The organism is Psychrobacter sp. UBA3483 (assembly GCF_002377905.1).
Taxonomy (GTDB): Bacteria; Pseudomonadota; Gammaproteobacteria; order Pseudomonadales; family Moraxellaceae; genus Psychrobacter.
Window position 1 is genome coordinate 58,383 of record NZ_DFQS01000003.1, and the last position, 13,665, is coordinate 72,047.

The 13,665-nt window shown below is 44.0% G+C and carries 10 protein-coding genes and 2 tRNA genes; 8 read left to right on the plus strand and 4 right to left on the minus strand.

Annotated features, from left to right (window positions below; all coding sequences use genetic code 11):
- Positions 1 to 74: 74 nt before the first annotated feature.
- Positions 75 to 845: a 23S rRNA (guanosine(2251)-2'-O)-methyltransferase RlmB gene (gene rlmB / locus B2866_RS00350; RefSeq protein ID WP_200663031.1), complete on the plus strand. Its 771-nt coding sequence runs from the start codon at positions 75 to 77 to the stop codon at positions 843 to 845.
- Here rlmB and coaE read toward each other — a convergent pair.
- From coaE to pilB, 4 genes are all read right to left on the minus strand, one after another.
- The gene (coaE, locus tag B2866_RS00355; RefSeq protein WP_296189390.1) at positions 808 to 1,497 is read right to left on the minus strand and encodes a dephospho-CoA kinase; all 690 of its coding nucleotides are present in this window, start codon (positions 1,495 to 1,497) and stop codon (positions 808 to 810) included. The two genes, rlmB and coaE, sit on opposite strands and share 38 nt — an antisense overlap.
- A 116-nt stretch (positions 1,498 to 1,613) precedes the next feature.
- On the minus strand, positions 1,614 to 2,513 hold the full coding sequence (locus B2866_RS00360) for a prepilin peptidase (RefSeq protein ID WP_296189392.1): 900 nt from the start codon (positions 2,511 to 2,513) through the stop codon (positions 1,614 to 1,616).
- A gap of 25 nt (positions 2,514 to 2,538) precedes the next feature.
- Complete coding sequence (locus B2866_RS00365) at positions 2,539 to 3,762, minus strand: type II secretion system F family protein (RefSeq protein WP_296189394.1); 1,224 nt, start codon at positions 3,760 to 3,762, stop codon at positions 2,539 to 2,541.
- A gap of 209 nt (positions 3,763 to 3,971) precedes the next feature.
- Positions 3,972 to 5,681: a type IV-A pilus assembly ATPase PilB gene (gene pilB / locus B2866_RS00370; protein WP_296189396.1), complete on the minus strand. Its 1,710-nt coding sequence runs from the start codon at positions 5,679 to 5,681 to the stop codon at positions 3,972 to 3,974.
- A gap of 396 nt (positions 5,682 to 6,077) precedes the next feature.
- On the opposite strand from pilB, the gene tpiA reads away from it, so the two are divergent.
- The 7 genes from tpiA (at position 6,078) to infB (ending at position 13,559) form a co-directional block, all read left to right on the plus strand.
- Positions 6,078 to 6,878, plus strand: a complete 801-nt coding sequence (tpiA, locus tag B2866_RS00375; protein WP_296189399.1) for a triose-phosphate isomerase — start codon at positions 6,078 to 6,080, stop codon at positions 6,876 to 6,878.
- 265 nt (positions 6,879 to 7,143) lie between these two features.
- A complete protein-coding gene (gene secG / locus B2866_RS00380) occupies positions 7,144 to 7,452 on the plus strand; it encodes a preprotein translocase subunit SecG (RefSeq protein ID WP_025652589.1) in 309 nt (102 codons plus the stop codon).
- A gap of 196 nt (positions 7,453 to 7,648) precedes the next feature.
- Positions 7,649 to 7,733, plus strand: a tRNA-Leu gene (locus B2866_RS00385).
- Positions 7,734 to 7,886: 153 nt separating this feature from the next.
- Positions 7,887 to 7,963, plus strand: a tRNA-Met gene (locus tag B2866_RS00390).
- A gap of 546 nt (positions 7,964 to 8,509) precedes the next feature.
- Complete coding sequence (gene rimP, locus B2866_RS00395) at positions 8,510 to 9,010, plus strand: ribosome maturation factor RimP (RefSeq protein WP_200663037.1); 501 nt, start codon at positions 8,510 to 8,512, stop codon at positions 9,008 to 9,010.
- 173 nt (positions 9,011 to 9,183) lie between these two features.
- Positions 9,184 to 10,668: a transcription termination factor NusA gene (gene nusA / locus B2866_RS00400; protein ID WP_296189404.1), complete on the plus strand. Its 1,485-nt coding sequence runs from the start codon at positions 9,184 to 9,186 to the stop codon at positions 10,666 to 10,668.
- A 164-nt stretch (positions 10,669 to 10,832) separates the two neighbouring features.
- On the plus strand, positions 10,833 to 13,559 hold the full coding sequence (gene infB / locus B2866_RS00405; RefSeq protein ID WP_296189407.1) for a translation initiation factor IF-2: 2,727 nt from the start codon (positions 10,833 to 10,835) through the stop codon (positions 13,557 to 13,559).
- Positions 13,560 to 13,665: the final 106 nt, after the last annotated feature.

The following is a 13,665-nucleotide window of genomic DNA, read 5'->3' on the forward strand; positions in this document are numbered from 1 at the left end:
TTTTATTTAGGACTGACTATACTTCCTATTTTTTATCGCCGTACGCGATACCACTTTTATATTGTAGATTCCCTATGGCAAAACCCAGCTATTTTTATGGCATTCACGCGATTGAAGCCTTACTTGAATATCGCCCGCTTGATGGACTCAGCTTATTTGTCCAACAAGGACGTGAGAGCGACAGCCACGTACAAGCGATTATGGCGCAAGCCCGTGATAATGGTATTAGTATTCAACCGACACAAAAAGACAAGCTTACCCAGCTGTGCGGCAGCCCGCAGCATCAAGGTGTGGTGCTTAATGCGCGTCCGTTAGGGTTCGCTGATGAAGGTTTATTGGATACCATTGCTAAGCGTGAGCAGTGCTTATTATTGGTTCTCGACCAGATCACCGACGCGCATAACTTTGGCGCCTGCTTACGTACCGCAGTGGCCATGGGCGTTGATGCCGTTATTTGTCCCAAACACCATGCGGCAAGCCTGACGCCAACCGTTGCGAAAGTATCTGTTGGCGCTGCCGAGATGATGCCTATCGTTAGTGTGACCAATTTGGCTCGTACGTTAAGCAAGATTAAAAATGCTGGCGTCTTCGTGTTTGGAACCGCGTTAAATGCAGAGGCAAAGCCAATACATGCCGCTGATATGACGGGTAAAACTGCGATTATTATGGGCTCTGAGGGCGAGGGCATGCGCCGCCTAACAATGGAAAGTTGCGATGAGCTGGTTTATATTCCGATGTCAGGCAACGAGCATGGTAATTTACAAAGCTTAAATGTGAGTGTGGCAACCGGTATGGCGCTCTATGAGATTAATCGGCAGCGAACTTTAGCTGCTGGGCAAGCGTAAGATAGTTTTGATGTAACGGCTCAAGCTGTAAATATAACGCCGCAAGATCGCTTTCGTTAAGCACCACGTCATCTGCATGACGATTACGCTCTTCGCGGCTGAGCTGATTAATCATAATGGCTTTTATCTTTTGTACGCTTTGCTCATCGCGCTGAGTCGCACGTGCAAGCTGAGTTTCTTCAGTAGCATCCAACACCAGTATACGCTGGCATAAATTAGCAAGCCCAGCTTCTGCTGCCTCAATCAGTAGTGGCGCTGATAGCACGACATATGGCGACGTACTGGCTGCTAGTTGTAGTTTTGCCGCTTCGCGTATCGCTGGATGGGTGATGGCTTCAAGCTCAATTAAGGCTTCAGGATGGGTGAAGACATGAGTGCGTACGGCAGCGCGATCCATTTCCCCCTCATCGTTTAATACCCAATCGCCAAACTTTCTTTTGATTTTGCGTAAAGTAGCGCTACCTTTAGCGACCACTTGATGAGCAATCACATCTGCATCAATAATATCAATCCCTTGCTGCGCGAACCAATCGCTTGCCGCCGACTTGCCGCTGCCGATACCGCCGGTCAAGCCGACAACTAACGTCTTGCTTTTGGATTGGGGCGACTGTGGCTGATAGGAATAAGATGAAGATGAGGCATAATTTGACATAGTAATGACTTATTTAACCGATAGAAGAGGGAGGCTACAATATACCAATAGCCTATTCTAGCAGGTTAAAGCGCATTTTTGAGAAATTGCGCGTCTACTTGCGTCAGTATAGGGGTTTAAGCGTACATTCCTAAATACCAATTGACGATATTTGAGCCGTATAATAATGCAATGATACCAGCAATCGCGATATAAGGACCAAAAGCAAAAGGACGGCTTTCCCCTTGTTTTTTCATCAAAATAAGCCCGACGATAGAACCTAGCAGGGAGGAGAGCAAGATAATGAGTGGCAACATCATAGGCCCAAGCCAAGCACCCAATACGGCTAGTAATTTAAAATCGCCTTGTCCCATACCATGTTTTTTAGTGATGAGATAAAAGATTTTTACCACCACCCACAAAGATAAAAAGCCAAGTAAAAGTCCCCAGATTGACTGCGTAGGTGAGACAAACCAACCTTGCGAATTTACCGCCAATCCTAAGCCCGCCAATGGAAAGGTTAGGCGATCTGGCAATAGCTGAGTATCAAAGTCGATTCCTGTTAGTGCAACTAGGGTCCAAACCAAAATCAATGCTGATAATCCAGCGGCGCTGACGCCAAACTGATAAATGACCAGCATAGATAGCAGAGCAGTTACCAGCTCAACAATAGGATAACGCAGTCCGATAGCAGCTTTACAGTCTGAGCAGCGTCCCCGTAATGCAAGCCAACTTATTAAAGGGATATTCTCATACCATTTTATTTTATGGGCGCAGTGCGGACAGCGTGAAGCAGGTGTGCTTAATGTGATAGGGGTATCGGTGGCAACGATATCTGATAATGGCTGCGTATGTTCACGCGGCATGTCCGCTTGCTCAGCCATAAAATGGCTACACTCTTGTCGCCAAGCCACTACCATCATAAGCGGTGTCCGATGAATCACCACATTTAAAAAACTGCCAACACACAGACCAAGTAGACCAAATACAACTAAGGCAAGCGTCGTATTTTCTTGTAATAACTGAATAAATTGCATGAAATCGTTTTCCTTGCAGTGGCTGTTAACCTACCACTGAGCCCATTTGGAAGATTGGCAGATACATAGCAATCACTAGGCCGCCGACCAACACACCGAGCACTGCCATAATCATAGGTTCCATTAGGCTTGTTAATCCATCAACAGCGTTATCGACTTCATTTTCGTAATAGACGGCAACTTTATCGAGCATCTCTTCTAAGCTACCTGATTCTTCCCCGATTCCAACCATTTGAATGGCTAAACTTGGGAATAAGTTGGTTGAGCGTATCGAAAATTGCAATTGCTGACCGGTTGAAACATCGTTTTTTATTTGCTGAATGGCGTTATAAAAGACTACGTTATTGGCAGCGCCAGCGGTAGAATCTAAAGCATCAATGAGGGGTACACCAGCAGCAAAGGTGGTCGATAATGTACGCGCAAAGCGAGCGATAACCGCCTGATAAGCGATATTGCCAAATATCGGTGCTTTTAATACCGCACGGTCTAGGAAATCACGGAACTTCTTAGAGCGTTTTTTAGCTTCTGAAAATCCAATGACGGCGCCACCAATCAGTACAATTAAGATAAACCACCAAGATTGCATCCATTCTGACATGTTTACCACCATCTGAGTAAACGCAGGTAGTTCGGCCCCAAAAGACTCAAACAAATCTGAGAATACAGGAACGACTTTAATTAGTAGGATAATAGTGACGATAATGGCAACAACGATAACGGCGATAGGATATTTCATTGCTTTTTTAATTTTGGCTTTTAACAGCTCACTTTTTTCTTTATAGGTTGCAACGCGCTCTAGCATGGTCTCAAGCGCACCTGACTGCTCGCCAGAGTCTACAAGAGAACAAAACAGATCATCAAAATAGCGCGGATGTTTACGCAGTGCCGAAGCAAAAGTGCCGCCTGCTTCGATATCGGCTTTTATTTGCAAGACCAAATCTTTCATGCTCGGGTTATCAAGAGAGTCAGCAACAATCTCAAAAGACTGAGTTAATGGCACGCCGGCTTTCATCATAGTGGCCAACTGCCGCGCAAAAATAGCAATATCAATCGGTTTAATAGACTTTTTAAAAGTATATAAAGGTTTGGGCTTTTTCTTGATACCTTTGACCGTGATACCTTGTTTGCGCAAGGTTGCTTTTGCCAACTCCAAGCTACGACTGGTGGTTTCGCCTTTTACTTTTTGTCCGCGCCGGTTTACTCCATCATAGACAAAGTCTAATAGCATGTCGGTTTTAGCTTTTGCCATGTTGATACCCTCAAAATTCGTCTAATAAAGATGTTCTAAACCGATAAGAGTATGTCAAATTTATTGTGCCAATTTTATATACTTCATTTTATCGTAAAAAGCCAGTATATATCTGTTTTATATTTAAGTATATCTGTTAGATAACATTGCTGGTTTATAAGTATAAAGGTTTAAAATTAGAAATTAGAATTTTAATTTTGCAATGGTTGCTATTCAGAAGTCACGCGCATCATTTCCTGAATACTGGTTACCCCTTGTAACACCTTTAAAACACCAGAGCGGCGTAAGTCTCTAAAGCCGTTTCTTAGCGCCGCATCTTTAATATCTATTGCGTTACCATCTTCCATAATAATACGGGAGATATCAGGGCTGACTTTCATCACTTCATAAATACCGACACGGCCTTTGTAGCCTTCACGGCATTCGTTACAGCCGACAGGCTCATAAATAATGTTATCTGGATTGTCTAAATCAGCATCGGTAAAACCAAGCTCAAGCAGGCTTTGCCGTGGAATATTGATTGGTTTTTTACAGTTTTTACATAAGCGCCGTGCTAACCGTTGAGCAATCACTAAGTTTACTGACGTTGCGATATTAAATGAGGCAACACCCATATTACGTAAACGGGTTAAAGTTTCAGGTGCAGAGTTTGTATGCAGGGTCGACAGCACCATATGTCCCGTTTGTGCCGCTTTAATCGCAATTTCGGCGGTTTCAAGGTCACGAATCTCACCCACCATAACGATATCAGGATCTTGACGTAAGAATGACTTAAGCGCATTGGCAAAGGTCAAACCCACCTTCGGGTTGACGTTGACCTGATTGATACCTTCAAGGTTAATCTCGACCGGATCTTCGGCAGTGGAAATATTGGTTTCGCCGGTATTTAAAATATTAATACCGGTGTAGAGCGAGACGGTTTTACCAGAGCCGGTAGGACCGGTGATAAGTAACATGCCTTGCGGCTTATGTAAGGCTTCTAAAAACATCTCTTTTTGATCGGGCTCATAACCCAATGCTTCAATACCAAGCATGGCTGATGAGGGATCCAAGATACGTAAAACCAGTTTTTCGCCAAATAAGGTAGGTAAAGAGTTTACTCGGAAATCGATGGCTTTATCTTTCGAGATCTTAAGCTTAATACGGCCATCCTGCGGTATACGGCGCTCGGAGATGTCCATCTGCGACATCACTTTTAGACGCGCGGCAATTTTCCCTGCCAGCTGTACCGGCGGACTGGCCATTTTTTGCATGACGCCATCGACACGAAAACGCACGCGATAGGTTTTCTCATAAGGTTCAAAATGTAAGTCTGAGGCGCCCATACGAATGGCGTCAACCAACATCTTATTGACAAACTTCACCACGGGCGCTTCATCGACACCGTCGCTGAGTTTGGTTTCGCTCTCGTCTTCTTCGCTTTCATTAAAGCCGGCACTTAAATCGCTGTCAGAAAAACTATCAAAACTTTGCATGGTATCAGCGTACAGACTTTCAATACGCCTTTTGAGCTTATCTTCTTCGACGACGACAGTCTCGATAGATAAACGTGAGTTAAAGGCAATAGCATCAATGGCATCGATACGGGTAGGATCACTTAATGCCACAAATAAGCGTTGTCCGCGTTTAAACAGTGGTAGTGCATTAAACTTACGTACAATTTTTTCATCAACCAAGTCTTTTGGAATGACATCTGAGCTTAGCGCATCAAGATCAAACAAAGGATCGCCAAACGCTTGCGACAACATCTGCGCGACCTGATAGGCATTGGCCAGCTTATTGTCGACCAAATAAGGCACCAATCCGATTTGCTGCTGTTGCGACTCTGTTTGCGCAGTTTTCATATGCGCTTCGCTGACGATACCTTCGCTAATCAACTGCTGCGCTAAACCACCGTACTTACTGGCTGTGATAGACATTAAGACCTCTCTATGCGTGATACCAAATGGGCTGTATTTTTTACCAAAACCAAAGCACCTGCTACATATAACGCTAGTAGCTTATTTATAATCGCTATATTGATTAATAATATTTATTTTCAAAACAACTGATGGATTGCTTTGGTTTTATTTTCTATAAATAGAATGATATAGGAATTTTTTAGAGTTAAAAGACCTTATATAGCGTATAAGATAGTTAATCTACAAAAAACGTTGGTTTGACAAATACTTATTTAAAATCAGTTTATGCAAAATCGGTTCCAATGCTAAGCGCCTTATACTATAGCAACGCACTATAGCACTTGGGAAATATTTGTTATACTTGCGCGCATATGAGCCATATTGGCAGCAATACATAAGATAAGGTAAATGGGTATGCAAGCTTGGGTAATTGGAAATTGGAAGCAGAATCCAGCAACGAGCCATGACGTCAAGGCGCTACTAGATGACTTATTAACGGCTGTTAGCACAAAAGAGCAGGCGGATATCGAAGGCTGTCAATTGATGGTCGCCCCGAGCCTAATTCATTTGACTGCTGTCAGTGAGCGTCTAAAAGGTAGTGCCATACTAAGCGCTGCTCAAGATATCAGCGCTTACAGTGCCAGCACAGGCGCTTATACTGGTGATTGTTCAGCGCAGCAAATTGCTGATTCGGGCGCTACATGGACAATACTGGGTCATTCTGAGCGCCGTCAGTACCATCAAGAATCTCATGACTGTTTATTGCAGAAAATGACTCACGCCCTCACGCAAAACTTAGGCGTGATATTTTGTATTGGCGAAACCCAAGCGCAGTATGATGCCAAAGAAACATTGCCAGTCATTGATGCGCAATTAGCCGTGATTAAGGACTTACTTGCGCAAAACTCCGAACTTATTGCAGGTTTGTCAGCGCGTTTAATCATCGCGTACGAGCCAGTTTGGGCAATTGGGACGGGCAAAGTACCAACCGTGGCTGAAGTAAGTGCAACGCATCAACATATTAAGCAAACGCTTGCGAGCTTTGATGGCGAGTTAGACAACATAACGGTTTTATATGGTGGGAGCGTCAATACCAACAATGCCGATAGTTTTGCTGCCGATAGCATGATTGATGGCGCTTTGGTTGGCGGCGCATCCCTAAAAGCAGAGAGTTTTTTAGCGATTGCTAAGGCTTTTGGTCGTCATCAAGCGTAGTTGAATCCAGTAGAATCACTATTTAATCCATACTGAACAATGACTTTGCTCAAAAAATGTCTTTAACAGTTGGTAAAAGTGACTTTAACAGTGCCCTTGCAATCGTGTACAATGCGCCTTATTTAGATGATTGCTTTTTTATGCAACTGGTTTGGCATGATTAGCCATATTAGATGTCAATCAATAAGCATTACGCAGTTTTACTACTAATTCCTACGATTTATTTTACGTTATCAGTCGTCATTACGCGGCAAAAGAGGCCACCATGTTTACGTTTATATTAGCCCTGCACATTATCGTGGCGATTGCCATGATTGGCTTGATTTTGATACAGCATGGTAAAGGGGCGGACGCTGGAGCTTCTTTTGGTGCGGGCTCATCAGGCACCGTATTTGGCGCCGCCGGCACCGCAAACTTTTTAACGCGTGCCACTGCGGTATTAACGGTGATATTTTTTATCACCAGTATGACACTTGCTGTGCATGCACGTAAACAGGCGGAAGATCAGTTCCGTTTAGATGCGCCAGTATCAGCGCCACAAACACCGCGCCCGCTGACACAAAATCCTCAGTAGTTATATTGGCGTTAATATCTGTTTAATTCTTTTGACAGATATTTTTAGCCCTTATCTTTTAATGCAGGCAGTACTTGCTATTTTAAGAGGTTAGATTTACAATGCTTCTCTGTTTTTAGCGGTCTTTAACTTTCGTTGCCTTCCTTATGCATCGGTTATAAAAGGTTAAAGCTCAAAAACAGTGTAGTGAGAAAATGCGATTGTGGTGGAATTGGTAGACACGCCATCTTGAGGGGGTGGTGGCGCAAGCTGTGGGGGTTCAAGTCCCCCCAATCGCACCAAGCTTTATCGGTATGATGTTTTTACTTGAACGTTGTTGCATGTAAACGTTATAGAAAGTAGGGTTCATCGTCATTAATGCTTAATTTGGTTATTATCTAAAATAAGTATTGACAGCCCTCTAAAACCTCTCTATAATATGCGTTCTAGATTGATGCGGGGTGGAGCAGTCTGGTAGCTCGTCGGGCTCATAACCCGAAGGTCGTTGGTTCAAATCCAGCCCCCGCTACCACTTTTTATACTGATGTTTTGTACACTAAATTTGTCAGTAACGATTAGCCCACCATCATGTTTGTGGGTTTTTTTGTATCTGATGGTCGGTGTTATCGCGATATCTATTCTACTTATGCTAAGCTCTATCTCTATAGAGTATGATGCTATTCGTTATCCATCGTCATTCGCCGCGATGCTTGATAAGCGCACTATCCCTTACTTCTCATACTTTTATCGATAGTTCTGCTTTATACCTAATAAAAGCATTGCCTGGTTGAGCTTGATGTTTTCTAGGCTCATCCTTATATAAAAGCACAAATGATATAAACGTCTCAATGATACGGTTATATAAAGAGGGGTTTAAGAATAAGGTAGGTTTGTCGTTTAAGGCGTGGTTTGTCTTAATTTGGTCGTAGCCAGTGTTTGTAACAACTAATAATTACTAATAAATATTACTGTTAATAAACAATAAGGTACTAATCAATACAAGCTTTACAGCACAAAATCAAATACAGTTTGCTCAGTACGATAGATAGATACGTGAATAGGAAAAGATAAATAGATTATGAAGCTTTCGACAAAAGTTACAGAACTGACCAATATTATTGCTCCTGCGGTAGCGGCTTGTGATGTGGCGCTGTGGGGTATTGAGTTTGCGCCTCAAGGTCGTCGTTCGTTGTTACGCATTTATATTGAGGCATTGCCAGAAGACCAAGCCCAAGATAAGCAAGTAACCATCGAGGACTGCGCAGCGGTGAATCATCAAGTGAGCGGCATTCTTGAGGTTCATGACCCGATTGCTGGTGAATATATTTTAGAAGTATCGTCGCCAGGTTTTGATCGTGCCTTTTTCTCAGATGAGCAAATGCGTGCCTATGTCGGTCAAACAGTGAGCTTGCGATTGATCCAAGCGATTGGCGAAGGTGATAAAAAACGCCGCAAAGCGACTGGTACTTTAGACAGTATTGATGATACATCTCTAAAGCTGACCGCCACTGATGGCGAGCAGTTTGAGATTGCGTTAAGCAATATTGATAAAGCCAACTTGATTTATGAAGATGCTTAATTTTAAAGACTGGTTTTAAAACAGCTTTTCTTAAAACCGTTTCCTTATAAAATAGCTTCTTTATAAATCGGTATTTTACTCTCCAAACAGCCTTTGGCTGACGGCGAAAATATAACGTCAACACATTAACGATAAAGTTTAAGTCAATTATAAAACGATAGGACAGGTATAGCATGAGTCGTGAAATCTTAACGGTAGTAGAAACTGTCAGTAATGAAAAGGGCTTAAATCCTGAAGACATCTTTGAAGCAATCGAAGATGCTTTAGTGGTATCCACGAAGAAAAAAGTCTATACCGATCAGCCAGAAGTGGCGGTGCGGGTTGCTATCGACCGTGCAACGGGCGATTATGATACTTATCGTTACTGGACAGTGGTTGCAGATGAAGACCATGAGATGCCTGCGTGTCAGCTTGCGATTACCGATCTTGACCAAGATGAGTGGTCAATTGGTGATATTAAAGAAGAGCAGATCGAATCGATTGAATTTGGTCGTATTGCTGCCACGCAAGCCAAGCAAGTGATTATTCAAAAAATCCGTGAAGCGGAACGTGCGCTCGTAGCCGACGCATTTGAGCCACGTATTGGCGAGATGATGTATGGCGAAGTCAAAAAACAAACGCGCGATGGTTATATCATTGATTTAGGTGACAACGCTGAAGGCTATCTGTCACGTGATCAGATGTTACCTCGTGAGCAATTACGTGCAAAATCGCGTATCAATGCCATCTTATATCATGTCAACCGTGAAAACCGCGGCGCCCAGTTATTACTATCACGCACGCACCCTGAAATGCTCTCAGCATTGATGCAAAAAGAAGTGCCCGAGATTGCCGAACAAATTATTGAAATTCGTAATGTCGCGCGTTTGCCGGGGACGCGTGCTAAAATAGCGGTTAAAACCAACGATCATCGTATTGATCCCGTTGGTGCTTGCATTGGTATGCGTGGTACGCGTATCCAAGCGGTACAGCAAGAGCTTGATGGCGAGCGTATTGATGTGGTGGTTTGGTCAGATGACCCCGCTCAATTTATCATCAGCGCGCTAGAGCCAGCTGATGTCAGCAGTATTATTCTCGATGAAGACACGCAAACGGCGGATATTATCTTTAGCACCAATGATCAATTGGCGCGGGCGATTGGCTCACAAGGTCAAAACGTGCGTTTAGCGTCTGAATTAACCGGCTATAAGCTTAATATGATGTTAGAGGAAGAGTATCAGCAGCGTCAAGAAAACGAAAGTAAAGCCTTTATCGAGTTATTTTATGAGCGTTTAGAGGTCGATAAAGATCTTGCCCAAGCGCTGGTTGATATTGGTTTTACCAGTATTGAAGAAGTCGCCTATGTGCCAGTCGAAACCTTTTATGATATCGAAGGCCTAGACGATGAAGCGATTGACATGATTCAAGAGCGTGCCAAAGAAGTGGTCATTGCCGATGAATTGGTCAAACAACAGAACATGAAAGAGCCAAGTCAAGAACTACAAGATCTTGAAGGAATGACGGTCAGTTGGGCCTATAAAATGGCACAAAAGGACATCATTACCGTGGATGACTTGGCAGAACAAGCCGTCTTCGATCTAGAAGATATCGAAGGTTTAGATAGTGAAACCGCAGGAAAACTCATCATGAAAGCTCGGGAATCTTGGTTCAATGAATAAGCGGTAACTGCATATCGCTGTCTTTTAGTGATATGCTATCGATAATAAGGGCTGGTACGACGTAACCCAATCAAATGTGTTGCAAGTATTAGCCTTAACCCAATCATTTGTAGCCAACAACTGAATTGAACATATAGCAAATAATAGACAGTAGGTGATAATAAATGGCAGATAAGACCGTCAAAGAACTGGCAGATATGGTAGGCAAAACCGCAAGTGCTGTACAACAGCAACTGGTAGATGCTGGACTGCCTGCTCGCGCAGAGGATGACCTAGTCACCGAGCTTGAGCAAGAGAAGTTGGTGACGTATTTAAAGCAAAGTCATGGCCAGCAAGAAAAGCGACGTATTAGCCTGAAATCTAAGACGACTAGCACCGCGCGTGTGACCGGCTCTTCAGGTAAATCTAAGAGCGTCAATGTAGAAGTGCGTAAAAAGAAAGTGTTCGAGAAGCCTGATCCAGAAAAAATGGCGGAAGAATTAGCAGCGCGCGAACAAGCAATGATTGAAGCGCAAGAGCGTGCGACTAAAGAAGCAGAAGAGCGTGCCGCTACCAAGAAAAAGGCGGAAGAACGTCAAGCCGCTACTTTGGCAGCGATGCGGGCAAGCTTAGGTTCGAGCAAAAAGTCAGACGATAAGAATGACGATATCTCAACCTCAGTGGTTGTGAAAAAAGGCGGTAAAGCGGCGGTAGAAGTTAAACCGAAAGAGCAGCCGAAGAAAAAAGTTGCTGCTACGAAACCAAAAGTTGAAACGGCAGCTGAGCGTAAAGCTCGCGAAGCTCGTGAAGTCGAGGAAGCGCGTCTGCGTGAAATCGAAGCAGAAACTCGCCGCGCGCAAGCCGAAGAAGCGCAAAAGCGTACGCTTGAGCAAATGCGTAAAATGGCTGGTAAGTATACCGATCAGCCTGCAACTGAAGTTCGTAAAGATGAGCCATTAGCCGAAGGTTTGGTTGGTGATGCACTAGAAGAATCGTTTGAAAAAGAACGTCGCGAAATCAAACGCGGCACCAGTAGTACCAGTGCTCGCGGTCGTGGTCGCCGCAAAAACCAAGACGAGCGTGAAATCAAAAACCGTAAAAACGGTTTACGCTCAACGCAAGCCTCACAGCATAAGTTTGAAAAACCAGTCGATAAAATCGTTTACGATGTTGAGATCAGTGAACACATTACGGTTTCTGATTTGGCACAGCGTATGGCGGTTAAAGCTCGCGAAGTGACCAAATTACTCATGAAAATGGGTGAAATTGCGCGCGAGTCAGACACTATTGATCAAGCAACAGCCAGTCTGATTGTTGAAGAAATGGGTCATAACCCAGTACCGGTTAGTGACACCAAGGTTGAAGACGATCTACAAGATGCCGTTGATGAGCGCAGCAGTAACGTGCAAACGCGTCCACCAGTCGTGACTATTATGGGTCACGTTGACCACGGTAAAACCTCATTGCTCGATAAAATTCGCACAACGAAAGTTGCCACAGGTGAAGCGGGCGGTATTACCCAGCATATTGGTGCTTATCATGTGAAAACCGATCGCGGCGTTATTACTTTCCTTGATACCCCAGGTCACGCCGCTTTTAGTGCTATGCGTTCACGCGGTGCACAGGCGACAGATATTGTTGTAATCGTTGTTGCTGCTGACGATGGCATGATGCCACAAACCGAAGAAGCAATTGATCACGCGCGCGCTGCTGGTACGCCTATCATCGTTGCTATCAATAAAATGGATAAACCAAGTGCCGACCCTGATCGCGTCCTTAATGAATTAACCGCGAAAGAAGTGGTTTCAGAGGAGTGGGGCGGCGATACCCCAATGGCGCGTATCTCAGCCAAAACAGGCGATGGTATTGATGAGCTATTAGAGCTTATCAGCCTACAAGCTGAGCTGATGGAACTAGAAGCACCGTTAGATGGTGCTGCGCAAGGCGTGGTCATTGAATCAAAACTTGAAAAAGGTCGTGGCCCGGTTGTCAGTGTCTTGGTTAAAAAAGGTACTCTAAAACAAGGCGACTTGGTATTAGCGGGTGAGCATTACGGTAAAGTTCGTGCGATGACCGATGAACATGGTAAACGTATTCAATCTGCAGGTCCTTCTATTCCAGTAGAAATCTTAGGATTACCTGAAACACCAGCTGCTGGCAGCGAATTTTTAGTCTTAACCGATGAGAAAAAAGCTCGTGAAGTGGCTGACTTTAGAACCAATCGTGAGCGTGAACGTCAGCTTGAGCGTCAGAACGCCATGCGTCTAGAGAGCATGTTTGATCAGATGGAACAAGGCGATGTCTCATTCCTAAATATCGTTTTAAAAACCGATGTTCGTGGTTCACTTGAAGCATTACTTGCTGCCTTAAATGAGCTATCGACTGATGAAGTTAAAGTCCGTGTGATTAGCTCAGGGGTTGGTCCAATCTCTGAATCTGATGTGACATTGGCTGAATCTAGTGAAGCGGTATTATTAGGCTTTAACGTCCGTGCAGACGCAACCGCACGCCGTAAAGCGGACGCTGCTAAAATGGATATCCGCTATTACAGCGTTATCTATGGTTTGATTGATGATGTTAAAGCGGCAATGAGTGGTATGCTAGCGCCAGAACATCGTGAGAAAATCTTGGGTGTTGCTGAGGTTCGCGAAGTATTCCGTTCTAGTAAATTTGGTGCTGCTGCTGGTTGTATGGTGGTTGAGGGGACGATTTATCGCAACAAACCTATCCGCGTCTTGCGTGATGACCAAGTTATCTTTACGGGTCAATTGCAATCATTACGTCGTTATAAAGAAGACGTCAATGAAGTACGTACCGGTATGGAGTGTGGTCTAGCGGTTCGTGGTTACGACGTTGAAGCTGGCGATAAGATCGAAGTCTTTGAAATCCAAGAGTTCGCCCGTACCATCTAAAGCAGTCGTTTTATGATTTAACCATTCAATCGTATAAAATAATTGAATGGTTGGATAATTTCTTAAGATTTAGCTGTACTTAGGCCTAACAGGTACACCCTGCTAG